The organism is Microbacterium sp. Mcb102, assembly GCF_024519805.1.
GTDB lineage: Bacteria > Actinomycetota > Actinomycetes > Actinomycetales > Microbacteriaceae > Microbacterium.
The window spans coordinates 1040220-1062957 of record NZ_JALJRG010000001.1 but is presented as its reverse complement, the minus strand read 5'-3'; the positions used below and the strand labels follow the sequence as shown (position 1 = coordinate 1062957).

At 68.6% G+C, this 22738-nt stretch carries 28 protein-coding genes and 1 tRNA gene; 18 read left to right on the top strand and 11 right to left on the bottom strand.

The features are described 5' to 3' along the window. A complete protein-coding gene (gene ndk / locus OC372_RS05170) occupies positions 1-417 on the top strand; it encodes a nucleoside-diphosphate kinase (protein ID WP_029261664.1) in 417 nt (138 codons plus the stop codon). A gap of 69 nt (positions 418-486) precedes the next feature. Here ndk and OC372_RS05165 read toward each other — a convergent pair whose 3' ends face one another. Next, entirely contained in the window at positions 487-1104 is a 618-nt protein-coding gene (locus OC372_RS05165) for a vitamin K epoxide reductase family protein (RefSeq protein WP_262001103.1), read from the bottom strand. A 283-nt stretch (positions 1105-1387) separates the two neighbouring features. On the opposite strand from OC372_RS05165, the gene OC372_RS05160 reads away from it, so the two are divergent. Beyond that, positions 1388-4021: an Rne/Rng family ribonuclease gene (locus OC372_RS05160; RefSeq protein ID WP_262001102.1), complete on the top strand. Its 2634-nt coding sequence runs from the start codon at positions 1388-1390 to the stop codon at positions 4019-4021. On the opposite strand, the gene OC372_RS05155 is transcribed toward OC372_RS05160, so the two are convergent. Continuing rightward, positions 3986-4252, bottom strand: coding sequence for a DUF4031 domain-containing protein (locus OC372_RS05155; protein ID WP_262001101.1), 267 nt, complete (start codon positions 4250-4252; stop codon positions 3986-3988). The genes OC372_RS05160 and OC372_RS05155 overlap by 36 nt on opposite strands. 246 nt (positions 4253-4498) lie before the next feature. Between OC372_RS05155 and rplU the strand changes: the two genes are divergently transcribed. The 11 genes from rplU to OC372_RS05100 all read left to right on the top strand — a co-directional run bounded on the left by rplU (position 4499) and on the right by OC372_RS05100 (position 12291). After that, entirely contained in the window at positions 4499-4807 is a 309-nt protein-coding gene (gene rplU / locus OC372_RS05150) for a 50S ribosomal protein L21 (protein ID WP_028501602.1), read from the top strand. An 18-nt stretch (positions 4808-4825) separates the two neighbouring features. Further along, complete coding sequence (gene rpmA / locus OC372_RS05145) at positions 4826-5083, top strand: 50S ribosomal protein L27 (protein WP_028501603.1); 258 nt, start codon at positions 4826-4828, stop codon at positions 5081-5083. A 100-nt stretch (positions 5084-5183) separates the two neighbouring features. Beyond that, the gene (obgE, locus tag OC372_RS05140) at positions 5184-6683 is read left to right on the top strand and encodes a GTPase ObgE (RefSeq protein ID WP_029261668.1); all 1500 of its coding nucleotides are present in this window, start codon (positions 5184-5186) and stop codon (positions 6681-6683) included. Beyond that, a complete protein-coding gene (gene proB, locus OC372_RS05135; RefSeq protein WP_029261669.1) occupies positions 6680-7465 on the top strand; it encodes a glutamate 5-kinase in 786 nt (261 codons plus the stop codon). The genes obgE and proB overlap by 4 nt, the downstream gene beginning before the upstream one ends. A gap of 9 nt (positions 7466-7474) precedes the next feature. Continuing rightward, positions 7475-8728 (top strand): glutamate-5-semialdehyde dehydrogenase, encoded by a 1254-nt coding sequence (locus tag OC372_RS05130; protein ID WP_262001100.1) that lies wholly within the window; start codon positions 7475-7477, stop codon positions 8726-8728. Positions 8729-8795: 67 nt separating this feature from the next. Continuing rightward, positions 8796-9020, top strand: coding sequence for a hypothetical protein (locus tag OC372_RS05125; protein WP_029261671.1), 225 nt, complete (start codon positions 8796-8798; stop codon positions 9018-9020). 6 nt (positions 9021-9026) lie between these two features. Then, positions 9027-9632, top strand: a complete 606-nt coding sequence (gene nadD, locus OC372_RS05120; RefSeq protein ID WP_029261672.1) for a nicotinate-nucleotide adenylyltransferase — start codon at positions 9027-9029, stop codon at positions 9630-9632. After that, positions 9629-10840: a hypothetical protein gene (locus OC372_RS05115; RefSeq protein ID WP_262001099.1), complete on the top strand. Its 1212-nt coding sequence runs from the start codon at positions 9629-9631 to the stop codon at positions 10838-10840. Before nadD ends, OC372_RS05115 begins: the two co-directional genes overlap by 4 nt. Further along, a complete protein-coding gene (gene rsfS / locus OC372_RS05110; protein ID WP_029261674.1) occupies positions 10840-11220 on the top strand; it encodes a ribosome silencing factor in 381 nt (126 codons plus the stop codon). Before OC372_RS05115 ends, rsfS begins: the two co-directional genes overlap by 1 nt. Before the next feature lies 1 nt (position 11221). Continuing rightward, complete coding sequence (locus OC372_RS05105) at positions 11222-11911, top strand: SDR family oxidoreductase (protein ID WP_262001098.1); 690 nt, start codon at positions 11222-11224, stop codon at positions 11909-11911. Between the two features lie 95 nt (positions 11912-12006). Then, positions 12007-12291 carry a hypothetical protein gene (locus OC372_RS05100; protein ID WP_262001097.1) on the top strand — a complete coding sequence of 95 codons (285 nt, stop codon included), beginning with the start codon at positions 12007-12009 and terminating at the stop codon, positions 12289-12291. 124 nt (positions 12292-12415) lie between these two features. Here OC372_RS05100 and OC372_RS05095 read toward each other — a convergent pair whose 3' ends face one another. The 6 genes from OC372_RS05095 to OC372_RS05070 all read right to left on the bottom strand — a co-directional run bounded on the left by OC372_RS05095 (position 12416) and on the right by OC372_RS05070 (position 15219). Continuing rightward, positions 12416-13033, bottom strand: coding sequence for a CueP family metal-binding protein (locus OC372_RS05095; RefSeq protein ID WP_262001096.1), 618 nt, complete (start codon positions 13031-13033; stop codon positions 12416-12418). A 63-nt stretch (positions 13034-13096) separates the two neighbouring features. Next, positions 13097-13684 (bottom strand): DUF305 domain-containing protein, encoded by a 588-nt coding sequence (locus tag OC372_RS05090; RefSeq protein WP_262001095.1) that lies wholly within the window; start codon positions 13682-13684, stop codon positions 13097-13099. 104 nt (positions 13685-13788) lie between these two features. Beyond that, the gene (locus OC372_RS05085; RefSeq protein WP_262001094.1) at positions 13789-14247 is read right to left on the bottom strand and encodes a DUF6153 family protein; all 459 of its coding nucleotides are present in this window, start codon (positions 14245-14247) and stop codon (positions 13789-13791) included. A gap of 38 nt (positions 14248-14285) precedes the next feature. Continuing rightward, positions 14286-14474 (bottom strand): hypothetical protein, encoded by a 189-nt coding sequence (locus OC372_RS05080; protein ID WP_029261680.1) that lies wholly within the window; start codon positions 14472-14474, stop codon positions 14286-14288. Between the two features lie 104 nt (positions 14475-14578). Next, positions 14579-15040, bottom strand: coding sequence for an SRPBCC domain-containing protein (locus OC372_RS05075; RefSeq protein WP_262001093.1), 462 nt, complete (start codon positions 15038-15040; stop codon positions 14579-14581). Positions 15041-15146: 106 nt separating this feature from the next. Continuing rightward, positions 15147-15219, bottom strand: a tRNA-Ala gene (locus OC372_RS05070). A gap of 137 nt (positions 15220-15356) precedes the next feature. On the opposite strand from OC372_RS05070, the gene OC372_RS05065 reads away from it, so the two are divergent. Further along, positions 15357-16427: an NAD(P)-binding domain-containing protein gene (locus OC372_RS05065; protein WP_029261682.1), complete on the top strand. Its 1071-nt coding sequence runs from the start codon at positions 15357-15359 to the stop codon at positions 16425-16427. Here the strand turns inward: OC372_RS05065 and OC372_RS05060 are convergent. Further along, positions 16414-17436 carry a DUF2804 domain-containing protein gene (locus OC372_RS05060; protein WP_262001092.1) on the bottom strand — a complete coding sequence of 341 codons (1023 nt, stop codon included), beginning with the start codon at positions 17434-17436 and terminating at the stop codon, positions 16414-16416. The two genes, OC372_RS05065 and OC372_RS05060, sit on opposite strands and share 14 nt — an antisense overlap. A gap of 140 nt (positions 17437-17576) precedes the next feature. On the opposite strand from OC372_RS05060, the gene OC372_RS05055 reads away from it, so the two are divergent. Genes OC372_RS05055 through OC372_RS05040 form a run of 4 tightly spaced genes read left to right on the top strand, consistent with a single transcriptional unit; the run spans position 17577 to position 20809 of the window. After that, positions 17577-18368, top strand: coding sequence for a hypothetical protein (locus tag OC372_RS05055; protein WP_262001091.1), 792 nt, complete (start codon positions 17577-17579; stop codon positions 18366-18368). Further along, positions 18365-18892, top strand: coding sequence for a hypothetical protein (locus tag OC372_RS05050; protein ID WP_262001090.1), 528 nt, complete (start codon positions 18365-18367; stop codon positions 18890-18892). The genes OC372_RS05055 and OC372_RS05050 overlap by 4 nt, the downstream gene beginning before the upstream one ends. Before the next feature lie 28 nt (positions 18893-18920). Next, positions 18921-19577 carry an SDR family oxidoreductase gene (locus OC372_RS05045; protein WP_029261686.1) on the top strand — a complete coding sequence of 219 codons (657 nt, stop codon included), beginning with the start codon at positions 18921-18923 and terminating at the stop codon, positions 19575-19577. Between the two features lie 26 nt (positions 19578-19603). Beyond that, positions 19604-20809: a glycoside hydrolase family 3 N-terminal domain-containing protein gene (locus OC372_RS05040; protein WP_262001089.1), complete on the top strand. Its 1206-nt coding sequence runs from the start codon at positions 19604-19606 to the stop codon at positions 20807-20809. A gap of 3 nt (positions 20810-20812) precedes the next feature. On the opposite strand, the gene OC372_RS05035 is transcribed toward OC372_RS05040, so the two are convergent. Further along, complete coding sequence (locus OC372_RS05035) at positions 20813-21694, bottom strand: 3-methyladenine DNA glycosylase (RefSeq protein WP_262001088.1); 882 nt, start codon at positions 21692-21694, stop codon at positions 20813-20815. Positions 21695-21710: 16 nt separating this feature from the next. Next, complete coding sequence (locus OC372_RS05030; RefSeq protein ID WP_029261689.1) at positions 21711-22736, bottom strand: App1 family protein; 1026 nt, start codon at positions 22734-22736, stop codon at positions 21711-21713. Positions 22737-22738 lie beyond the last annotated feature (2 nt).

The window sequence follows — 22738 nt, the reverse complement described above, 5'->3', positions numbered from 1 at the left end:
ATGGCCACCGAAGAAACCCTCGTCCTCGTCAAGCCCGATGGTGTCGCCCGCGGCCTCACCGGGACGATCCTCGCCCGCATCGAGGCGAAGGGGTACGCCCTCGTCGACATCCGCCTCGTCGAGCCCGACCGCGATCTGCTCGCCGAGCACTACGCCGAGCACGAGGGAAAGCCGTTCTACGAGCCGCTGCTCGAGTTCATGCTCTCGGGACCGTCGGTCGCCATCCGTCTCGCGGGCAACCGTGTGATCGAGGGCTTCCGCTCGCTCGCCGGCACGACCGACCCGACCACGGCCGCGCCCGGCACGATCCGTGGCGACTTCGGCCGCGACTGGGGCCTCAAGGTGCAGCAGAACCTGGTGCACGGCTCGGACAGCCCCGAGTCGGCCGCACGTGAGCTCGGCATCTGGTTCGACTGAGATCCGAGACAGAGAAAACCCGCCGTCGATCCGAGGATCGGCGGCGGGTTCGTCTTTGCGTGCGGTAGATCAGAAGATCATGCCGATGACCTCGCCGAGGAGGTCGAGGCCGCGCAGCTGGACGAGCAGGATGATCAACGCGTAGGCGAGGATCGTCGCGAGTGGCACCCAGGGCATCAGCCGGTTCGCGCGCTCCTGCGCCCGCTCGCTGCTCGTGAACGTGCCGTTGCGGGTGAGATGCACCATGGTCGCGAAGAAGGTCGGGATGGTGACCGCCCACGTGGCCATGCACCACGGGCACAGCACACCGAGGTTCGGCGCGTACAGGCTCTGGCTGATGAGCCAGACGACGAAGCCGAACGCGAACGTGATCCCGGCGCCGAAAGCCAGCCAGAACCAGCGCGGGAAGCGCGCGCCGGAAAGCAGCGCGACGCCCACGACCAGCGGGGCCATCCACAGGGTGAGTCCGATGATCGGGTTCGGGAAACCGAAGATCTCGCCCTGCCACGAGTTGAGGTTGATGTCGCACTGGATCATCACGCTCACGTAGCAGTTGGACACCGCGTCGGGATTCTCGAGCTTGGCGAGTTTCTCGGTGAGGAGCTGGAAAGCGGCGAACCACCCGATCACGCTCGCGATGATCAACCACACGGCATAGACGACGGGGCGGGTGCGCTGCTCGCTCATACTGAGGATTATCCCCGCGATGGCTATGGATGTGGCGAGAACAGGCCGGACAAAAACGCACTGGTCTCGACGGGATGCCGTGAACGGACCCACTTGGTGCGATAATGGCCTGTGACACGATGAACGGCCTTGCCGCGACACGTGCCGACGCAGACTTCGGGGCCCCATGCCCCACGTGATCAGAGCCATGAGCCGGTCGCACACCGAGTGAGTTCGCGGAACCCGCGGGTACCGCATGAGATTTCACGGAGCACCAGTGCCCCGTGCAGGGAGTAAGCCAGAGATGGCCGATGAGAACAATGACAACAACGTACCTACCCTCGACTTCCGGGCTGACGCCGCGGAGCCGCTGACGGAGCCCACTGCTCCCGACGCCGACGACCCGAAAGGGCCGGCGAACGAGGACGACGCCGCATCGGATGCCGCAGAGGTCGCGGCCGACGCTGCCGCCGATGATGTCGCCGCCGGTTACGCGGCCGCCGAAGACGCAGCCGCCGCTGCGGACGACGCTGCGGCGGGTGCCGCCGCGGATGCCGCTGCCGACGACGAGGCGGCCGCGGTGATCGCTGCCGAGGCTGCTAACGCTTCGGGATCCGAGGTCGAGGCAGACGCTGCGGCGGAGAGCGGCGATGCCGTGGTTCCCTCGGATGCCGACGTCGAGGCGATCGTCGAGGAGAGCGCTGTTCCCGACGCTCCGGCCGAAGGAGCGGCCGTCACTGAGACCGCTGCCGAGGATTCCACCGTCGAGGCACCTGTCGCCGAGAAGGCTCCGGCTGCTCCCGAGGCCCCGGCCGTGGTGACCGCCGTGTCGCTCGGACTGCTCCCCGAGGTCTTCGTGTCGCAGGTCTCCACGCAACTGCACTTCTACGCGCCCGAGATCACCCCGCTGCCCGCACGGCCCGACCGCGGAGAGCGCATCTTCGACCGCATCGCCGAGCGCGAGCAGTCGCAGGACGAGTCGTCGGGTCGTGGCCGCGGTCGTGGCCGTCGCCGTGGCGGATCCGACGGGGACGACCAGCGTGAAGAGCCGCGTCAGCGTCAGCGCGTCGTCGAGTACATCACCGAGCCGAAGGCCATCAAGGGTTCCACCCGGCTCGAGGCGAAGAAGCAACGTCGCCGCGACGGACGCGACGCGGGTCGCCGCCGTCCGGTCGTCACCGAGGCCGAGTTCCTCGCGCGTCGCGAGTCCGTCGACCGCAAGATGGTCGTGCGCTCGAAGAACGGTCGCACCCAGATCGGCGTCCTCGAGGACGGCGTCCTCGTCGAGCACTACGTCGCCCGCAACCAGGACGCCTCGCTGATCGGCAACGTGTACCTCGGCCGCGTCCAGAACGTGCTGCCGAGCATGGAGGCCGCGTTCGTCGACATCGGCCGTGGCCGCAACGCCGTGCTGTACTCCGGCGAGGTCGACTGGGACGGCGTGGAGACCGGCAACCAGCCGCGGCGCATCGAGCTCGCGCTCAAGCCCGGCGATCGCGTGCTCGTGCAGGTCACCAAGGACCCGGTCGGACACAAGGGCGCCCGCCTCACCAGCCAGATCTCCCTTCCCGGCCGCTACCTGGTCTACGTGCCCGGCGGCTCGATGAACGGCATCAGCCGCAAGCTTCCCGACAACGAGCGTGCGCGACTCAAGCGGATCCTCAAGGAGGTCCTCCCCGAGTCGTCCGGCGTGATCGTGCGCACTGCGGCCGAGGGTGCGACCGAGGACCAGCTCACGCGCGATGTGCAGCGCCTCACCGCGCAGTGGGAGCACGTCCAGAAGCAGGTCGAGAACCAGCAGGCACCTGCCCTCCTGCATGCGGAGCCCGACCTGCTCGTGAAGATCGTCCGTGACGTCTTCAACGAGGACTTCACCAAGATGCTGATCCAGGGTGAGGACGCGCAGCAGACCATCCGCGCCTACCTGGAGAGCGTCGCGCCCGACCTGCTCGAGCGTGTCGAGGCATACGAGGAGGAGGCCGACCCGTTCGACGCGTTCCGCATCACGGAGCAGATCGAGAAGGCCCTCGACCGCAAGGTCTGGCTCCCGTCGGGCGGTTCGCTCGTGATCGACCGTACCGAGGCGATGACCGTCGTCGACGTCAACACCGGAAAGTTCGTCGGCTCCGGCGGAAACCTCGAGGAGACGGTCACCAAGAACAACCTCGAGGCCGCGGAGGAGATCGTCCGCCAGCTGCGACTGCGCGACATCGGCGGCATCATCGTCGTCGACTTCATCGACATGGTGCTCGAGTCCAACCGTGACCTCGTGCTCCGCCGTCTGATCGAGTGCCTGAGCCGCGACCGGACGAAGCACCAGGTCGCCGAGGTCACCTCGCTCGGGCTCGTGCAGATGACCCGCAAGAAGCTCGGCCTCGGACTCCTCGAGACCTTCAGCGAGGCCTGCGAGGTCTGCGCCGGCCGCGGTGTCATCGTGCACCACGATCCGGTCGTGAAGCACCGCTCCAGCAACAACGGCGGCAGCAGCAACGGCAACGGCCAGAGCGGTCGTCGTCAGCGCGGCGGCAACGGAAACAACGGCGGTAACGGCCAGAGTCAGAACGCGCCTGCGGCTCCGAGCGTGACCCACAGCATCACCGAGGGTGCCAAGTCGGCGCTGGCTCAGATCGCGGCCTCCACCATCGTTCCGGCCGCGGAAGGCGCTGCAGAGGCGGAGACCACCCCGGCAGCGTCCGAGGCGCCGACGGCGGCCGAACGGCCCAAGAAGGCCCGCAAGAAGCGCGGTGGCGATCGTTCGGCACCGAAGTCGCCGGCGGAGCAGCTGCTCGACTCGGTTCTCGACGCCCTTCCGGAGCCGAAGGCTCCGGGTCAGGGCCGAGGTCGCCGTCGGGTGAGCACTGCTGCACTCACCGGCACCCCGGTGTCGGTGAACAACGAGCCGTCAGCGCCGGTCGCGGCCGCGGACTCGGAGTCCTGAGGCGATCAGGCGTCGCACCAGCTCCTTGCTCTTGACCGGGCGGGCGCCGGCGATGACGAGCCGGGGGATCATCTCCTCCGGCACGTCGTAATGGTCGAGGTCGAAGGCGCGCGCCGGCACGTCGTTCGCCTTCGCGAAGGTGTGCAGTTCGTCGAGGCTCTCGTCGCTGACCAGGTGCGCCCACAGGCGTCCGTGGGCGGGCCAGAGGGGGTCGTCGACGAGTACGGTCACCTCGTCAGCCTACGACTGCTCCCGGCGTTGGCGGCCGGGGCGCGACACGCGGGGGAGCGGGAGCGGCTTCGCTTTGCGACACCGACCCGCATCCGGTAAAGTAGTCCCTTGGTGCGTATGCCGCGTCGTCCTCGTCGGTCGAAGCGGAGAGTCTTGCGTTCGCGCCCGCCGTTCCACGGTGCATGCAAGCAACAGTCTTCCCGTGAGATCTCGGAGCCGCGAGCTCCCCAACGAAACAGGTATGAAGTGGTTTACGCAGTAGTGCGCGCCGGTGGGCGGCAGGAGAAGGTCGAGGTCGGCACGATCGTTCAGCTCGACCGTGTCAAGGCTGCCCAGGGCGAGAAGATCGAGCTGGCCGCAGTGCTGCTCGTCGACGGCGCCACGGTGACCACCGACGCTGACTCGCTGGCGAAGGTCAAGGTCACGGCTGAGGTCATCGGCAACCTCCGCGGCCCGAAGATCATCATCCAGAAGTACAAGAACAAGACCGGTTACAAGAAGCGCCAGGGCCACCGTCAGGAGCTCACGCGCGTCAAGATCACCGGCATCAAGTAAGCCAGAGGGGACTAGGACATGGCACATAAAAAGGGCGCAAGCTCCACCCGTAACGGTCGTGACTCCAACGCTCAGCGCCTCGGCGTGAAGCGCTTCGGCGGTCAGCAGGTCCTCGCCGGCGAGATCATCGTCCGCCAGCGCGGCACGCACTTCCACCCCGGCGTCAACGTCGGCCGTGGTGGCGACGACACGCTGTTCGCTCTGGCCGCCGGTGCGGTCCAGTTCGGAGCGAAGGGCGGCCGCAAGGTCGTCAACATCGTCGCTGCAGCTGAGTGATCTCAGCACGACACTAGTCATCCGGTTCGGGGCGGGCTTCGGCTCGCCCCGTCCGTGTATCTGCACACCGTCATAAACAGGAACCCAGGGGAACCCGCACATGGTCACGTTCGTCGACACCGTCACACTGCACCTGCGTGCGGGTAAGGGCGGCGGCGGTTGCGTCTCCGTGCACCGCGAGAAGTTCAAGCCGCTGGGCGGCCCCGACGGGGGCAACGGCGGCGACGGCGGCGACATCGTGCTCGTCGCCGACCCGCAGACCGGCACGCTGCTCTCGTACCACCACTCTCCGCACCGTTCCTCGGGCAACGGCGGCCCCGGCATGGGCGACCACCGCTCCGGTTTCCTCGGCGAGACGCTCGAACTGCCGGTGCCGGTGGGCACCGTGGTGAAGAACACCGCGGGCGAGGTCCTGATCGACATGATCATCCCCGGCGAGCGGTTCGTCGTCGCCAAGGGCGGGATGGGCGGGCTCGGCAACGCCGCCCTCGCCACTCCGAAGCGCAAGGCTCCCGGCTTCGCACTTCTGGGTACGCCCGGATACGAGGGCGACGTCGTCCTCGAGCTGAAGACCGTCGCCGACATCGCGCTCGTCGGCTACCCGTCTGCCGGCAAGTCGAGTCTGATCGGCGCGATCTCGGCCGCTCGGCCCAAGATCGCCGACTACCCGTTCACCACCCTGCACCCCAACCTCGGCGTCGTGCAGGTGGGAGACTTCCGCTACACGGTCGCCGACGTGCCCGGCCTCATCGAGGGCGCGAGCGAGGGGCGCGGCCTCGGACTCGAGTTCCTCCGCCATGTCGAGCGCTGCTCCGCCCTGCTGCACGTCCTCGACTGCGCCACCCTCGAGCCCGGGCGCGACCCGATCTCCGACCTCGATGTCATCCTCGCCGAGCTCGGCGCCTACGAGGTGCCCGAGGGGCAGACCCCTCTCCTCGAGCGCCCGCAGTTCGTCGCACTGAACAAGATCGACGTGCCCGAGGCGCGCGACCTCGCCGAACTGGTGCGCCCCGATCTCGAAGCGCGCGGCTTCCGTGTGTTCGAGATCTCCACGGTCTCGCACGAGGGGCTGCGTCCGCTGACGTTCGCGCTGGGCGAGCTCGTCGAGAAGGCCCGCGCCGAAGCCGCGCTGGAGACGCCGCCGGAGCGCGTCGTCATCCGCCCGCGTGGCTCCAAGAAGGGCTTCACCATCCGCGTCGAGGGTGGCACCTACGGCAACGTCTACCGGATCATGGGAGAGAAGCCGGTGCGTTGGGTTCAGCAGACCGACTTCCAGAACGAAGAGGCTGTGGGCTACCTCGCGGATCGCCTCGAGAAGCTCGGCGTCGAGGACGAACTCTTCCGCCTCGGTGCGGTGCAGGGGTCGACCGTCGTGATCGGCGAGGGCGACAGCATCGTCTTCGACTGGGAACCCACGATGACCTCGGCGGCAGAGCTCATGAGCGCTCCCCGTGGTACCGACCCCCGACTGGCGCCCAACTCGCGCCGGACGACGTCGGAGCGCCGCGAGCAGTACTACGAGCGCATGGATGCCAAGGCTGAGGCTCGTGCTGAGGTGGAGACCCAGCGCCTGGCCGCGTACCGCGAGGACGGCGAGTGACCGCACGCACCCGCGCTGATCTGGCGACCGCCTCGCGAATCGTCGTCAAGGTCGGTTCGTCCTCGATCAGCGGCGAGTCGTCGTGGCGCATCCCTGTGATCGTCGAGGCCCTCGCCGCAGCGCACGCACGCGGGGCCGAGGTCGTGCTGGTGTCCTCCGGCGCGATCGCGTCCGGGATCCCGTTCCTGCGTCTGGACTCGCGGCCGAACGACCTCGCCACCCAGCAGGCGGCGGCGGCCGTAGGGCAGAACATCCTCATGTACCGGTACCAGGAGTCGCTTCGCCCGTTCGACATCGTCGCCGGTCAAGTCCTCCTCACCACCGGCGACCTGGAACACCCCACCTCACGCTCGAACGCACGGCGTGCGATGGAGCGACTGCTCGGTCTGCGGACTCTGCCGATCGTCAACGAGAACGACACGGTCGCGACGCAGGAGATCCGGTTCGGAGACAACGATCGTCTGGGCGCCCTGGTCGCGCAGCTGATCGAGGCCGACGCGCTCATCCTCCTGAGCGACATCGAGTCGCTGTACACGAAGCCGCCGACGGATCCGGGTGCGGAGCCGATCGACATCGTCGCCCCCGACGCCGATCTCACCGGGCTCGAATTCGGTGCGACGGTGGTCAACAGCGTCGGCACCGGCGGAGCGGCGACCAAGGTCTCGGCGGCGCGCCTGGCCGCGGCGTCCGGCATCGGCGTGCTCGTCACCAGCGCAGATCTGGTGGACAAGGCGCTCTCCGGCGCCGAAATAGGAACCTGGTTCGAACCCGCCACCTCATAAACTGGACGGATGACCGACCAGACCCCGCAGGCGCGCCTGGAGCGCGCCAAAGAGGCCTCCCGCGCCACCGCGGCCCTGACCAGCGCTGACAAGGCTCGTGTGCTCGAAGCGATCGCTCTCGCGCTCCTGGCGGACGCGCCGCGCATCATCGAGGCGAACGGTCGTGACATCTCGCGCGGTCAGCAGGACGGCATCGGTGAGTCCCTGATCGATCGGCTGCGACTCGACGAGAAGCGGGTCGCGGCTCTGGCTGCCGCCGTCCGCGAGGTCGCCGCCCTCCCGGACCCCGTCGGGCGCGTGGTCGGCGGTCACCGCATGCCCAACGGCGTGGCGCTCGAGCAGGTGCGGGTCCCCTTCGGTGTGGTCGGTGCGATCTACGAAGCCCGGCCCAACGTGACCGTCGACATCGCCGCGCTCGCGTTGCGATCGGGCAACGCCGTGGTGCTGCGCGGTGGCAGCGCCGCCCACGACTCCAACGCCGTGCTCGTGGACATCATGCGCGCGGCGGTCGAGGGCACCGGACTCACGGCGGAGGCGATCCAGACCGTCGACGACTTCGGCCGCGACGGCGCGAAGGCGCTCATGCACGGTCGCGGCTTCATCGATGTGCTGATCCCGCGGGGGAGTGCGGGCCTCATCGAGACCGTGGTGACGGAGTCGACCGTGCCCGTCATCGAGACCGGGGCGGGCAACGTCCACATCTTCCTCGACGAGACCGCCCCCGACGACTGGGCGCGTGACATCGTCGTGAACGCCAAGGTGCAGCGTCCGAGCGTGTGCAACGCCGTCGAGACGGTCCTCGTGCACCGTCAGGCCGCGCCGCGTCTCGTGCCGCTGGTGGCCAGTGCTCTCGAGAGCGAGGGTGTCGCGATCCACGGCGACGACATGGTCGTGGGGCTCATGTCGAACGTGATCCCCGCCACCGAGGAGGACTGGGAGACCGAGTATCTGAGCCTCGACATCGCGATGAAGGTCGTCGACTCGCTCGACGAGGCCCTCGCGCACATCCGTCGGTACAGCACGGGGCACACCGAGTCGATCATCACGACGGATTCGCGCAATGCCGAGCGGTTCCTCGCCGAGGTGGACTCGGCTGTGGTCATGGTGAACGCGTCCACGCGATTCACCGACGGAGGCGAGTTCGGGTTCGGTGCGGAGGTCGGCATCTCCACCCAGAAGCTGCATGCGCGGGGACCGATGGGGCTCTCCGAGCTGACCAGCACGAAATGGCTCGCGCGTGGGTCGGGGCAGACGCGCGGCTGAGGGCTAGACTGGGGGACGCTGTAACCCCCGCAGGATCCCGAACAGCACGCCACGAAACGGAGCCAGGATGAACCTCGTCGCACAGATCGCGATGGCCGCTGCCGAAACCGAGCACCACGGCAACGTCGCGCTCGAGACGCTGATCTTCGGGGTCATCGCCGCGATCGTGTTCGGCGCGCTCGGCCTCGTGACGTTCTCGTACAAGAACGTCGCCAACCGTCACTCGGCGAAGGCCGAGGCATGGGCTGCGCAGCACGGAAAAGACGGCCACGAGGCGGGACACGGCCACTAGGCCCGCATGAACGACGCTGCGACCACGCGCCCCCCGCGCATCGGCGTGATGGGCGGCACGTTCGACCCCATCCACCATGGCCACCTGGTCGCAGCGAGCGAGGTCGCGAACTCTTTCGGCCTCGACGAGGTCGTCTTCGTGCCGACCGGGCATCCGTGGCAGAAGTCGGGTGTCTCGCCGAGCGAGCATCGCTATCTGATGACCGTGATCGCGACCGCCTCGAACCCGCAGTTCACGGTGAGCCGGGTCGACATCGATCGCGAAGGCCCCACCTACACGATCGACACCCTGCGCGATCTGAAGCGGGATCGACCCGACGCCGAGCTCTTCTTCATCACGGGAGCCGACGCCGTGGCGCAAATTCTCAGTTGGAGGGACCATGATGAGTTGTGGGAGTTGGCCCACTTCGTCGCGGTCTCACGTCCTGGACATGTCCTGAGCACTGACGGCCTCCCGAGCGACAACGTCAGCCAACTCGAGGTGCCGGCGCTGTCGATCTCGTCGACGGACTGCCGCGAACGCGTTCGTGACGATCAGCCGGTCTGGTACCTGGTCCCTGATGGGGTCGTTCAGTACATCGCGAAGCATCACCTGTATCGGAGCAAGGCATGAGTACATCGGATCAGCAAGGGCAGGGTCCGCTGACGCGCAAGCAGTTGCGGGAGATCCGGTTGACGGGATCGACCCCGGTCATCTCCAGCGAGGAGGCCGCCGCGGCGGCCGAGGCGGCTCCCCCCGCGCCCCCGCTGCCCCGTGCCGCGGAACCCGTCCAGATCGAACCGGCACCGGTGCCGGTCGCCGTAGCCGACGAAGCGAACGGCGATGCCCCGCTGACCCGTCGACAGGTTCGCGAGCAGGAGAAGGCCCGCACCGGTTCCGTCTCCGTGATCGGTGCCGAAGAGGCGGAAGCGGTGCCATCCGCCGAGCCCGCCGATGAGGCCGAGGCAGCAGCCGCAGCGCAGGTCGAAGAAGAGGCGCCGCAGCAGGAGGAAGCTCCCGCGGTGGCCGCTGCAGAAGCCCCTGTCGAGCTCGTCTCCGGGGTCCCGGACTTCGCTCGGACTGTCGATGTCGACGATGACGAGGACGACGATGTGGATGACGAGGTCGCCGTCGCCCCCGTCAGCGCAGCAGTCGCGGCCGACACGGTCGGCGACGTCCCGCTCGAGGCCGTCGAGACCCCTGCAGAGGCAGCGGTCGACGAAGACGATGTCGAGGCGGTGCTCGGACTTCCCATCGAGGGCAGCGACGAGGCTGTCGACGGTGACGTCCTCGCCGACGTGCACGATGCCGACGACGATGAAGACGACGACGTGCGTCCGACGGTCAACTCCTCTTTCGGGGAAGGTCTTCTCGCCGACGCCCCCGAAGCGCACACGCCTTTCCGGCCCTCGTTCGACGAGCTGATCGGCGTGGGAGATTCGACGGGGTCACAGCATTCCGCGCCCAACGCGCTGATCTTCACCCCGTCGCCGGGGGAGGGCTCGCTCTCGGGCCCGGTCGCGTCGACCGGAGAGATCCTCGTCACCGGTTCCTACGAGCTGCCGAAGGGCATGGGCTCGCAGGGCCATGCGCTCGGCACCACCGACGGCAAGGACGTCGACGCCGTTCTCATCGATGGCGAGCTGCCGCCGGCATCCTCGCCCACGCCGATCGCCGCGAGTGCGGCCGTCAGCACCATCAAGCCGGCCGGAGAGGTCATCCGACCTCCTGCCCCCGAGAAGGGGAACCGACTGATGGTGACCCTCGCCATCATCGCCGGCGGACTCGCCCTCGCGATCGGCGTCGTTCTCGTCATCGCCTTCACCACGAAAATGATCTGATGCAATCACCTGAAACTGCCGAAGAGATGCTGCGCCTCGCAGCCCAAGCCGCCATCGACAAGGGCGGTGAGGATCTCGTCGCGCTCAACGTCTCCGAGCCGCTGCCGCTCGTCGACATCTTCCTGCTCGTGACGGGAAACAGCGAGCGCAACGTCGCCGCGATCGCGGACGAGATCGAGGACCGCCTGATCGAGTCCGGTCACAAGCGCGTGCGTCGTGAGGGGCGGGCGGAGGCCCGCTGGGTGCTGCTCGACTTCGGCGATCTGATCGTGCACGTCTTCCACCAGGAGGAGCGCGTCTACTACGGACTCGAGCGCCTCTGGAAGGACTGCCCGATCGTTCCGATCGACGTGGCCGAGCCTGCGGCAGACGCCAGCTGACATGACCACGCACCTGATCACCGGTGCGGGTTCCGGCATCGGGTCGGTTCTCGCCCGCCGGTTGCTGGACCGTGGCGACGTCGTCGTGGCGATGGCTCGGGATGCAGGGCGTGCCAAGCAGATCGCGGACGACCTTCCCGGGGCATCCGTCATCGTCGGCGACCTCGCGCAGCCGGGGCGACTGTCGTGGGCGCTCTCCAAGCAGCAGCTGCCCGACCGCATCGATTCGCTGGTGCATGTCGCCGGCGTCGTCGACCTCGGCGACGTCGCTGATCTGCCTGCCGCGCTGTGGGAGCAGCAGCTCGCCGTCAACCTCATCGCTCCGGCGGAGCTCACCCGGCTTCTCCTTCCGGTGCTGCGCGTGTCGCAGGGGCAGGTGGTGTTCGTGAACTCCGGCGCCGGCCTGCGCGCCAACGCCGGATGGTCCGCGTATGCGGCGTCCAAGCACGGGCTCAAAGCTCTGGCCGATGCTCTGCGCGCCGAGGAGGCGCTGCACGGAGTGCGGGTGACCTCGATCTACCCCGGCCGCACGGCGACGCCGATGCAAGAGCGCGTGCACCAGCAGGAGGGCCAGGCGTACGACGCGGAACGCTACGCCACACCGGAGGCCGTGGTCACGACCATCCTCACGGCGCTCGACCTTCCGCGGGACGCACAGATCACCGACCTGACGGTGCGCCCCGGGCGCTGAGCCGACCCGCATCCTCCGCAGGTGCTGTCAAGGGGCTTCTTCTCGGAGCGCTGAGGGCGCAAGCTCTTCTCGAGAGAGTCCTGGAGGGCCCCCGCATGTCTGAACTCCCCGATCCGCGCTTCATGTTGAATCGCATCACCGCGTCGGAATGGGTCATCAACGACCTTCGATACTCACCCAACGATCCGCGCCACGTGGTCGCCTGCGTCTACGAGCTCGCCGAGACCGAGGTCGAGGTGACCTGGCTCCGTGACCTGCCGCTCGCCACTCGCTACGGAACCGCGTTCGAGGTGCTCGAGGACGTCGAGCGGATGGGTGGTTCCAGCCGCGCGACCCGTCCGATCACGATCCCTCACCGCCCCCCGCTGATGGCGACCTGACCGTCTCCACCACGCCGTACAGAAGCGCACCCCCTCGATCGGAGGGGGTGCGCTTCTGGGTCCCCTGGGCGTTTCGCTGCGTCGGCCAGTCGTCCGAGCAGCGTCCGATCGGAACAGCGTCCGGTCAGAGCAACTGCAGATCGGTGATGCAGGTACGGTCGTCCGGCGAAGTGGTCGACAGGGGCACGGTACCCGTGAGGCCCTCGCTCTCGACGGTCAGCGTCGCCTCGATGTCCCGGGGCACCCAGATGCCGATGAAGCCGTTGTCCTCGGTGGGTCGGGTCTCGTCGACGAGTGTCTTGCCGTCTTCAGCGGTGACGCTGACCCGTACTTCGGTATCGGAGAGCTCACCGAGGCACGTCGTAAGGCTGTGGAAGTGGCACTCGTGCGTGTGCTCGCGGAACGGTGCGATCGAGACGTACACCGTATCTCGGGGCATCGGCAGCCGGCTCTCCCGACCGCTTTCGTCGCGGAGCACGAGAGCATCGGGTTGCACCGACGCGAGCAGACGATCCGGTCGGTCCGCGACGGGCATCGCCTCGAGTCGTTCGATCACCTCTCCGACGTCGAGTCCGGCGAGTTCATGCGATGCGAGGATCTCCTGCGCCGCCGCCGGGTCGGCGTCGGGTGTGGGCGCGGTGCATCCGGCCAGGGCGATGCCGGCGACGGCGAGTGCGGCGAGCACTGCGGACAGCTTGCGTCGTCGAGGCAATGTGAAAAGGGTGGACGTGTCGTGGTTCATGGCGTGGTCCTTCATACGGAGTGGGGCCGGTGCCGGGCGCACCGACACCGGCCGCCGAACGGGTCAGAGGGCGGTGAGGAGGTCCTTCATCTCCTGGATCTCGTCCGTCTGCGCGTCGATGATCGTCTGGGCGAGTTCGACTGCTTCCGGGTCGCTGCCCTCGTCGACCTGCGCCTGCGCCATCTCGACGGCACCCTCGTGGTGCATGATCATCTGCTCGAGGAAGAGGCGAGAGGCCGCGGTGCCTTCGGCTTCCCGCAGGGCGGTGAGGTCGTCCTCGCTCATCATTCCGTCTCCGTGACCCATCCCACTCGCGTCGCGGTCATCGGAGCTGACGTCCCATTCGGCCAGCCAGCCTTCGAGCTGTTCGATCTCCGGGCCCTGAGCGGCCTTGATCCGCTCTGCGAGCTCGGTCACCGCGGGATCGATCCCGCTCGCTGCGAGCACGATGTCGCTCATCTCGATCGCCTGCTCGTGGTGGACGATCATCATCGAGGCGAACATGACGTCGGCATCACCGACGCCCGCGGACGGCGACGAGCCGTGATCCATGCCAGGCATGGATCCGTCATCGGTGCCGGCCGTACAGCCGGACATGAGCAGGACGGCAGACAGGGCGAGTGCGGTTGTGGCCGCAGCACGAATCTTCATGGGTGTTCTCCAATACGCATAGTCGTGGCGCACACGCCGGGCGGCGGCACGCGAGTGTGTGAGAGGTGTGGAGCCGTGCGCGAGAGCGCGGGCTCGACAGCCGCTCAGGTGCGACTGATGCAGAGAACGTGAAGCGAGGGGGCGCGGGGGAGGACCCGTGCCGTGAGGATCTCGATGAGGGGGGACCGGAACAGAGTGCCCGACCAGCTGCGGAGAACTCCGGGCGCGATGAGGAGGACAAGCACAAGCAGAAGGGCGAGCACGCACATCATCGCCGCCCCGGCGTGATCATCGGTGCTGCAACCTGCGCAGGTCATCTCCGCCCCGTTCGCGGGGCTTCCGGGCGGGTGTGTCTGGGCTGCGCTGTGATGTGCCGAGGAGGACTCGACAGCGGTCATCGTCATCGCGGCCGGCGCATCGGCAGCGGCGGTGCCGTGCAGATTCAGAGTGTGCATGCCCAGCAGCCCGATGATGACCGCGGCGACGAGCAGCACACCTGACAGCACACCCCGGAAGATGCTCGATGAGCTCCTTCCGAACCGCGTCGCCGCCACCGGTGCCATGGAGTAAGTCTAAGCGGGGTGGTGCGGCTCGGGCCCGCTCAGACCCCGGTGGCGTCTGCGTCCTCGTCCGCTCCCGCGGCGACGCGATCGGCCTCGGCGCTGTCGACGAGAGCGTCATCGACATCCGGATCGAGGACGCGCTCACCGTCGACGTCCCTGGTGGGCACGTCGGCCGCATCGTCATCGTGGGGGACGGGAGGGACCGGAGGAATGATGGGGTTCGACATGATCGCATCCTTTCGTCGAGGTGCGTTCACGCTAGATCCTGGAGCGTGCGGAATGAACCGGGTTGACGCTCATGAAGTCGCACGCTAGCTTCGGCGCCGCGGCTTCACGGCTCGAGATACGCGGCGAGATTCGCCAGCGACGATGTCAGTCCTTGCGCGTGGTCGCGGGCGCGGACGCCCTCGGGCACGTCGCGGGCCGTTAGCTCGACCTCCGTCCCCTCCGCCACGCTGCGGACACGCCACTCCATCCGCATCGTGCCGTGGAACGTCGGGTCGTCGGAGTCGAAGTCGACCTCCTGCACGATGAGCTCGCCCGGCACGATCCGCGCGACGCGTACCTCGGAGGCGTCCGAGTCGGCCGAGGTCTTGCCCGGCGAGTCGGTGGGGTCGTCATACGTGAGAACCAGTCGATACGAGCCGCCTTCGCGCATGTCGAAGCGTTCGAACCGCCCGTGCATCCCGTGGGGAGGCAGCCAGGTGAGCAGCGCTTCGCGGCTGGTCAAGGCAGCGAACGTCTCGTCGCGGCCGACGTGGAGGAGGAGGCTGGCGCGATCGGTTCTACTCATGTCGTCAGCCTATGACGGCGACGTTCCCCGCGGCTCCCGGTGATCGTCGCAGCTTCGAAGGGCCCCGGAAAACAAGAAAACCCGCGATCTCTCGCGGGTTTCGTTGTGGACCTGAGGGGACTCGAACCCCTGACCCCCTGCATGCCATGCAGGTGCGCTACCAGCTGCGCCACAGGCCCAGATGCCGCTCCGTAGAAGCCGGAGCAACTTGAAAAGAGTACTACACGAATCCGCGCGAGCACCAATCGGCGGCAGCCGCCCGGGAGTGTCGTCACCGGGCTGGAACAACCGGGAGTGGCGGGGCGTTCTGTTCTTCGTGAGCATCCTCGACAGTCTGGTGATCGGCGCAGGGCAGGCCGGCCTCTCGGCGTCCTTCCACCTGTCGCGGCTCGGCATCTCGCACGTCGTCCTCGACGCGGATGAGCGACCTGGAGGCGCCTGGCAGCATCGCTGGGACGCCCTGACGATGCGCGACGTGCACGGTGTCGCCGAGTTGCCCGGCGACACGCCGCCGCCGCGTGACGGAGCCCGTGCCAACGTGGCCGTCCCCGACTACTTCGCGGCATACGAGCGCACGCATGCACTCCCGGTGCTCCGACCGGTGCACGTGGAACGCGTCGAGGACGAAGACGGACTCCTGATCGTGCGAGCGCGGGAGGGGGAGTGGACGACCCGCACGCTGGTGAACGCGACGGGGACGTGGTCGCATCCGTTCCTCCCGCACTACCCCGGGATGGAGACCTTCGTCGGGGAGCAGCTGCACACGGTCGACTATCCCGGCCCCGAGCACTTCCTCGGCAAGCGGGTACTCGTGGTGGGCGGTGGGGCGTCCGCGGTGCAGTTCCTCGGCGCCCTCGCCCCGATCACCGACACGCTCTGGGTCACCCGTCGGGAACCCGTGTGGCGGAACGACGACTTCACGCCCGAAGCCGGTGCGGCCGCGGTCGCTCTGGTCGAGCAGCGCGTCGCCGCAGGACTCCCTCCCGAGAGCGTGGTCAGCGTCACCGGACTCATGCTGCGCCCGCAGGAACGCGAAGCCGAGCGTCTGGGCGCCTATGCCGCACGTCGCCCGATGTTCGAGCGCATCGAGCCCGACGGCGTGCGCTGGGCCGACGGCAGCTTCGAGCACGTCGACGTCATCCTCTGGGCCACGGGTTTCCGTCCGGCCATCAGCCACCTGGCGCCCCTGCACTTGCGCAGCGCGGCCGGCGGCATCCAGCTCGACCGGAACGGCCGCGGCACGACCGCGGTCGCCGACCCGCGGGTGCAGCTGGTCGGTTACGGGCCGTCGGCGAGCACGATCGGCGCCAATCGTGCCGGGCGTTCGGCGGCGAAAGGTGTGCAGCGCGCGCTGCGGTCCGCCGGGGCGAGCGTCACCAGCGGTTGAGCACCTCTTCGGCGAAGCCCTCGATGCCGTCAACGCGCACCGGCGTACCCGTGTCGTCGTGCACCCAACCCGACCAGACGCCGAACAGCTGATCGGTCCGACTCGCGATGACCAGCGCATTCGTACGTGACATCTTGTCGTAGAACGGTGTGAACGTGAGGTCGGCGGTCGCACCGTGCACCTGCCAGGGGCGCATGAACTGCTCGGGGTCGTAGTCCCACACGAGTTCCTCGCTGATCTTCGACAGGCGCCCGTCGACGAGCAGGGCGTTCTCGGTGGCCCCGGAGCCATCCGTCCACTTCGCGCCGAGCTGCAACCCGATCGTGCGGCCGTCGACGATGCCGCTACCCGCGGCCCAGTTCCACTGCACCTGATACGGCCAGCGCCCGCGTCCGTGGTCGAGCACCGCCCAGCTGCCCACCGGCACGTCGTGGGCGGTGCCGTCGATGGCGATGCTGCCGGTCGTCGGCCGCGCCACATCCTTCACGGTGTACTGGAACCGGCGGATGTCGTCCCCCCGACGCCAGGGCACGACCACGCCGAGTGACTCGTGCTCGAGCGGCCGCGCGGCGAGCAGGTCGAACGACACGCGAGGAGCGGTGCCGCGCAGACGCGTGCCGTCGAACACCTCGTCGACGTCGAGCGTGATGCGGCGGGTGCGGGCCCGCACCGGGCCGTCCCCGAGCGAAGGCGGCAGCGTCGCGGAGCGCGCTCCGGGGGAGATCACGGTCGATCCGATGTCCTCGCCGGTCGCCCGGTCGAGTACCCAGACCTCGTGCAGCGCCAGGTAGTCGACGCACGACACGGTGAACGCGATGATGTGCGACGGCGTCATCACGTTCCAGTACTCCCAGCGCTTGTTGCGCCCCCAGTGGCCTCGACCGGGGATGCCGGATGTGTCGTGCAGAGGCGTTCGAGACCAGCCGAGCGCATCGCGATTCAGTGCCCCGTCGGGAGTCGTGAGCGAGACGGGCGCGGTGATCTCGCGCTCGATCAGCGGTGTGGGCATCGTCGTCCTGCTGTCGGGAGGGATACCGTTCGGGTCGGCATCGTTGACCCGAGTGTAGAGGACCCGGTGCCGCCGTACGAGGGACCCGGCACACGGATCCGTGTTCGGGCGGAGACCGGTGCCTGGCTACGCTGAACAGCATGCTCCGCATCGTGTTCCTCGTCGTCTGGCTGCTGCTCTCCGCCTGGCTCGTCATCTGGGTCGGCGAAGGGCTGTTCGGCGTGGATCAGCGTCACTCGATCCTCCCTTTCGCCGGTGAGGACACGCTCGGCGGCCCGATCATCATCGGCGTCGCGTGGGGCCTGCTGCTGACGTTCGGCGGGATGCCGTCGGGCCTGGCGCGTCGCAGGACCCCGCGCGGTGAGGCGCAGATCGGGGTCGGCACGATCGTCGAGGTCACCCGCACCGGGATGACGGTCAACGATGTGCCGCAGTACGACCTCTTCATCCGCGTGACCCCGAGCGCGGCCGATGACTTCATCGGGCAGCTCCGGACACTCGTGCAGCCGACGGATCTCGCGACGCTCCAGGTGGGGCTTCCGGTCCCGGTGCGCTACAGCGTGACCGACCAGGACACGGTCGAGCTCGCGGACCTCAGCGACCCCGCTGTGCGCGACGCGATGCTGCAGTGGCGCATCGATCGTGGGTTGATCGACCCCCGCCAGGTGCGGGCGCGCACCAGCGGAACGCAGGTGCCCGCGTCGGTGCTCGAGGTGAGGCCGACGGGCCGACGTCGCGAAGGGCAGAGCGAACTCGCGCTGCGCGTGCTCATGGCACCCGAAGGAGCGGCGACGTGGGAGGCCGACACGACCGTGTTCGTCTACCCCCAGGCGATCCCGCATCTCCAGGTGGGAGCTCCCGTATGGGCGTTCTACCGCCGGGAGGACCCGCAGACCGTCGCGGTGACCATCGAGAAGGAGACGGCACGATGAACCCGATGGATGCCCTCGTCTGGCTGGTGAACTTCCCGGCCTCTCACGGATACGCCATGGTCTTCATCGCGGGGTTCTCGACCCTCGGGCTGTTCGCGCTGTCGGCGCGGGGTGCGGTTCCGGGTGAGGCGCTGCGGAGCATCCGGGAGCGGGAGGGCCTCCTGCACCCCACGGAGCACCCGCGAGGTCGGGTCTGGGCCGGCGTCGTCCGTATCGGTGCCCGCGTGCTGGCGCTGGTCATGGTCGGATCGCTCGTGATCGGGATCCTCAGTCTCACCGGAGTACCCGTGACCCGGGCCTACATCTACGACAACGGCCGCCCGACCACCGGCACACTGGAGGGGGACTGGGTGACCTTCACGACCGCCGAGGGCGTCGAGTACACGCTGGAGAGCAACTTCTTCACGCCCGCCGTGTACCCGGACCGCGACGTCTACCTGACGAGCGGCGAGCCGGTGGTCGTCCGCTACCTGCCGAGCCATCCGCAGGCGTTCGTGATCGACAGCGACCAGACCCCGCGCTGAGGTCGGAGGGGGCGCGTAGGGTGAGGGTATGTCGCGCATCATCGTCTTCGGCGGCCACGGCCGCATCGCCCTTCTGCTCGCGCCACTGCTCGTCGCTCGCGGTGATGAGGTCACCGGCGTGATCCGCAACCCGGAGCACGCCTCCGATGTCGAAGCGACGGGGGCCGAGGCCCTCGTCGCGGATATCGAGAATCTCGACGTGGACGAGCTCGCCGAGATCATCCGCGGGCACGACGCGGTCGTGTGGTCGGCCGGTGCCGGTGGCGGATCACCGGAGCGCACGTACGCGGTGGATCGTGACGCCGCTCAGCGATCGATGGATGCGGCCGAGCGGGCGGGCGTCCGCCGCTACGTGATGGTGTCGTGGCTCGGATCCACGGCCGATCACGGTGTCCCGGAGGGCGACTCCTTCTTCCCCTACGCGGATGCGAAGTGGGCGGCCGACGAGCACCTGCGCGGCAGCGGGTTGGAAGGCACGATCCTCGCTCCCGGCACGCTCACGTTCGACGAGCCGACCGCGCGGATCCAGATCGACCCAGCGGGCAGCGGAGCCGTGTCGCGGGCAGACGTCGCCGGGGTCATCGCCGCATCGCTCCACGGACCGTGCACCATCGGCCGCACGATCCGTTTCGGCAACGGCGACGCCGCCACGGCGGTGCCGATCACCGAGGCGCTCGGCTGCTGACGCGTCCACACCGCACCGGACCCGTCATGTCTCGACACCGTCGCTGGGCCGCAGGAGCGCTGGCGGTCGTCGCGACGGCGGCACTGTGCGCCTCACCGGCCGCCGGCGCTTCGACCGTCCCGTCGACGGCTGCCTCCCGCACCTCCGCCGCGGTCTCCCCGGTCGCGGAGCCAACCGGCCCGGCCGCGCATGCGACCGCTCTCGTCAAGGAGATGTCGGTGGCCGAGCAGGCCTCCGCCGTGGTCATGGGGCACGTGTCGGGAACGGATCCCGCCGCGCTCCGGGCATACATGAGTTCCGGTCTCGGCGGGTTCATCCTCATGGGAGCGAACATCCCCGACTCGGAGTCCCAGCTGCAGGCTCTCACCGCCGCGATGACCATCGATCCCGCGTTGCCGCCGCTGATCGCTGTCGACCAGGAGGGCGGGATCGTCTCGCGTCTGCACGGCGATGAGTACGCGGCCTCCACCACGCTGAAGCGGCAGCCGGTCGACGCCACCTCGGCGGCGTTCACGGCTCGAGGGTCGCTGGTGGCCCGCGCGGGGATCACGGTGAACTTCGGCACCGTGGCCGACTTCACGGCCGACTCGGGAACCTTCATCTACGGTCGCGCGCTCGGCACCGATCCCGCGAGCGCCGCGGATCGCGTGTCGGCCGCCACCACCGCGCAGGAGCAGTTCGTCGCTTCGACGCTCAAGCACTTCCCCGGACACGGCGCAGCCCCCGGAGACTCGCATTCCGCGATCCCGAGCACGAGCATGGGGCTCGACGAATGGCGCAGTACGGAGGCTGTCCCGTTCGCGGCTGGCATCGATGCCGGAGCATCTCTCCTCATGTACGGGCATCTCGCCTACACGGCAGTGGACACCCTGCCAGCCTCCCTCTCGGCGAAGTGGCACGAGATCGCCAGGGAGGAACTCGGCTTCGAGGGGGTGGCGGTGACCGACGACCTCGGGATGCTGCTGTCGTCGGGGAATCCCGCCTACGCGGATCCCGTCGCCAACGGTGTCGCCGCGATCGCCGCCGGCAACGACCTGGTGCTGATGATCGCGGGCTCCGATGCGCAGACCGCGGGCAAGATGGCGGCCGGGATCGCGGCGGCGGTCGAAGCCGGCACTCTGCCGAAGGAGCGGCTCGAAGAAGCGGCGACGCGGGTGCTCACGTTACGAACCCAGTTGTCCGCGGCGTCGGCGCGATGGACGCTCTGCGCCGACTGCGAACCGGCGGGGTGACGCTCAGGCCGCTTCTCGTGTGCCGTCGCCGAGCCACGCGTCCAGCAGAGCCCTGCGCAGTGCGGTGCCGCGTTCGGCGAAGACGCGCTGCCGGCGCACATACTCCGCCTTGCCCTCCGGCGTCTCGATGCGGACGGGGGTGACATCCCACGCCGAGAGATCGTACGGCGCGGCCTCCATGTCCAGCAGCCGGATGTCACGCGCCAGCTCGAACGAGTCGAGGAGGAGTTCGCCGGGGATGAGGGGCCCGAGCTTCGTCGCCCACTTGTAGAGGTCCATCCCCGCGTGCAGACACCCCGGTTGCTCGAACAGCGGCTGGTCCTCGCGGCTCAGGGGCGTGCGATTGCGGGGGACCGCCTCCGGGGTGAAGAACCGGAACGCGTCGAAGTGCGTGCAGCGCAGATCATGACTCTCGACGACCGCATCCGTGCCCGCCCGTCCCAGACGCAGCGGCACCGCGTGACGGTGCTCGTCCGCCTGGTACACCATCGCCCACTCGTGCAGGCCGAAGCAGCCGAACTGGCCGGGGCGCGACGCCGTGCGGCGCAGCATCCGCTCCACGAGCGCGGCGAGCTCCGCCTTCTCCTGCGCGAAGGATCGGGGGTCGGGCACGACGCCGCCTTCGCTCTCGCCCGGCGAATACCAGCGCCACGAGAGACGTTCGGGCGCATCCTGCAGCTCGACATCGGCTCCCGGGTGCCAGCGCCGAAGCTGTGCCGGCTTGTAGGAGTAGTACGTGAACAGGAAGTCCCACACGGGGTGCTTCTCGGAGCGGGAGGAGCGCTCGCGATGCGCGGCGGTCAGCGCGTCGGCGCGCTCGTGATGCGACTGCTCACGGGTGAGCCATTCTTCGCGGGGGAGCGCCCTCTCGATCAGCGTGTGCATGTGTGCTGTGGTCTCGTCAGTGCAGGATGCCGGCTTCACCGAGCAGGTCGCGAAGCCCGGCGCCGTCTTCGGCACTCACCCACGGTGCCACGTCTTCGGAATGCGGCTCTCGGCCGGCACGACCGCCGGCGAGCACGGCTTCTGCGGGCAGCAGGCGCCGGATGGCGACCCCGGCGACCGAATCGGGATGCTCGTCCATGAACTGCGAGTAGATGGATTCGTCGTGCTGGCCGTCATCGCCGATCAGCAACCACTTCACGTCGGGGAATTCCGCCGCGAGCCGGCGCAGGTTGGTGAGCTTGTGCTCACGCCCGCTGCGGAACCAGCGCTCATGCGTCGGGCCCCAGTCGGTCAACAGCATCGACCCCGCCGGGAAGAGGTGGCGACCGAGGAAGCGCCAGAGGGTCGGAGCGACGTTCCACGCACCGGTCGACAGATACACCATCGGTGCTCCGGGGTGCTGTCGCAGCAGCTGGTCGAGCAGCACGGCCATTCCGGGCACGGGGAGGCGGGCATGCTCATCGAGCACGAAGGAGTTCCAGAAGGCGATGAACGGACGCGGCAGGGCCGTGACCATCACGGTGTCGTCGACATCGGACACGACGCCGAACGTGGTGTCCTTGGCGACGATGAAGGCGCCGGCTTCGACGGGCTCCTGCCCCTCGACCGAGATCATGAAGTTCTGCCAGCCGGGCTCCAGGTCGACGGGGATCTTCGCATCGACCACGCCACCGCGATCGGCGACCAGCTGATGCGTCGTCTCGCCGACATGCACGGTCACGGTCGCGTACCCGACCGGGATCCCGACGAAGCTGCGCCAGCCGCGCACGCTCGCCGGCTCGCCGTCGCGGGTGCGACGCTGCGGGGGCACGATCAGCACTCGACCCACGACCCGCACCCAGCCCGGACCGCCGTAGCCGGGGAACGGGAGGATCGTGGCGACACGGCCACGACGGCGCGCACGACCTTCACGCCAGACATGGAGGCGATGCTCGAGTCGGGCGAACCAGTGGATCCGGGGGGCTGGGGGAGCCGATGCCATTG

Excerpts from the sequence above, each read along its gene's own strand:
- OC372_RS05125 (WP_029261671.1), top strand. The coding sequence starts at position 8,796 with ATGAACCTCGTCGCACAGATCGCGATGGCCGCTGCCGAAACCGAGCAC.
- OC372_RS05045 (WP_029261686.1), top strand. The coding sequence starts at position 18,921 with ATGTCGCGCATCATCGTCTTCGGCGGCCACGGCCGCATCGCCCTTCTG.
- OC372_RS05160 (WP_262001102.1), top strand. The coding sequence starts at position 1,388 with ATGGCCGATGAGAACAATGACAACAACGTACCTACCCTCGACTTCCGG.
- OC372_RS05055 (WP_262001091.1), top strand. The coding sequence starts at position 17,577 with ATGCTCCGCATCGTGTTCCTCGTCGTCTGGCTGCTGCTCTCCGCCTGG.
- OC372_RS05030 (WP_029261689.1), bottom strand. The coding sequence starts at position 22,736 with ATGGCATCGGCTCCCCCAGCCCCCCGGATCCACTGGTTCGCCCGACTC.
- OC372_RS05035 (WP_262001088.1), bottom strand. The coding sequence starts at position 21,694 with ATGCACACGCTGATCGAGAGGGCGCTCCCCCGCGAAGAATGGCTCACC.
- nadD (WP_029261672.1), top strand. The coding sequence starts at position 9,027 with ATGAACGACGCTGCGACCACGCGCCCCCCGCGCATCGGCGTGATGGGC.
- OC372_RS05060 (WP_262001092.1), bottom strand. The coding sequence starts at position 17,436 with ATGCCCACACCGCTGATCGAGCGCGAGATCACCGCGCCCGTCTCGCTC.
- obgE (WP_029261668.1), top strand. The coding sequence starts at position 5,184 with ATGGTCACGTTCGTCGACACCGTCACACTGCACCTGCGTGCGGGTAAG.
- OC372_RS05090 (WP_262001095.1), bottom strand. The coding sequence starts at position 13,684 with ATGAAGATTCGTGCTGCGGCCACAACCGCACTCGCCCTGTCTGCCGTC.
- OC372_RS05100 (WP_262001097.1), top strand. The coding sequence starts at position 12,007 with ATGTCTGAACTCCCCGATCCGCGCTTCATGTTGAATCGCATCACCGCG.
- OC372_RS05050 (WP_262001090.1), top strand. The coding sequence starts at position 18,365 with ATGAACCCGATGGATGCCCTCGTCTGGCTGGTGAACTTCCCGGCCTCT.
- OC372_RS05095 (WP_262001096.1), bottom strand. The coding sequence starts at position 13,033 with ATGAACCACGACACGTCCACCCTTTTCACATTGCCTCGACGACGCAAG.
- OC372_RS05085 (WP_262001094.1), bottom strand. The coding sequence starts at position 14,247 with ATGGCACCGGTGGCGGCGACGCGGTTCGGAAGGAGCTCATCGAGCATC.
- OC372_RS05130 (WP_262001100.1), top strand. The coding sequence starts at position 7,475 with ATGACCGACCAGACCCCGCAGGCGCGCCTGGAGCGCGCCAAAGAGGCC.
- rpmA (WP_028501603.1), top strand. The coding sequence starts at position 4,826 with ATGGCACATAAAAAGGGCGCAAGCTCCACCCGTAACGGTCGTGACTCC.
- OC372_RS05115 (WP_262001099.1), top strand. The coding sequence starts at position 9,629 with ATGAGTACATCGGATCAGCAAGGGCAGGGTCCGCTGACGCGCAAGCAG.
- rsfS (WP_029261674.1), top strand. The coding sequence starts at position 10,840 with ATGCAATCACCTGAAACTGCCGAAGAGATGCTGCGCCTCGCAGCCCAA.
- OC372_RS05075 (WP_262001093.1), bottom strand. The coding sequence starts at position 15,040 with ATGAGTAGAACCGATCGCGCCAGCCTCCTCCTCCACGTCGGCCGCGAC.
- ndk (WP_029261664.1), top strand. The coding sequence starts at position 1 with ATGGCCACCGAAGAAACCCTCGTCCTCGTCAAGCCCGATGGTGTCGCC.
- OC372_RS05105 (WP_262001098.1), top strand. The coding sequence starts at position 11,222 with ATGACCACGCACCTGATCACCGGTGCGGGTTCCGGCATCGGGTCGGTT.
- OC372_RS05040 (WP_262001089.1), top strand. The coding sequence starts at position 19,604 with ATGTCTCGACACCGTCGCTGGGCCGCAGGAGCGCTGGCGGTCGTCGCG.
- OC372_RS05080 (WP_029261680.1), bottom strand. The coding sequence starts at position 14,474 with ATGTCGAACCCCATCATTCCTCCGGTCCCTCCCGTCCCCCACGATGAC.
- OC372_RS05165 (WP_262001103.1), bottom strand. The coding sequence starts at position 1,104 with ATGAGCGAGCAGCGCACCCGCCCCGTCGTCTATGCCGTGTGGTTGATC.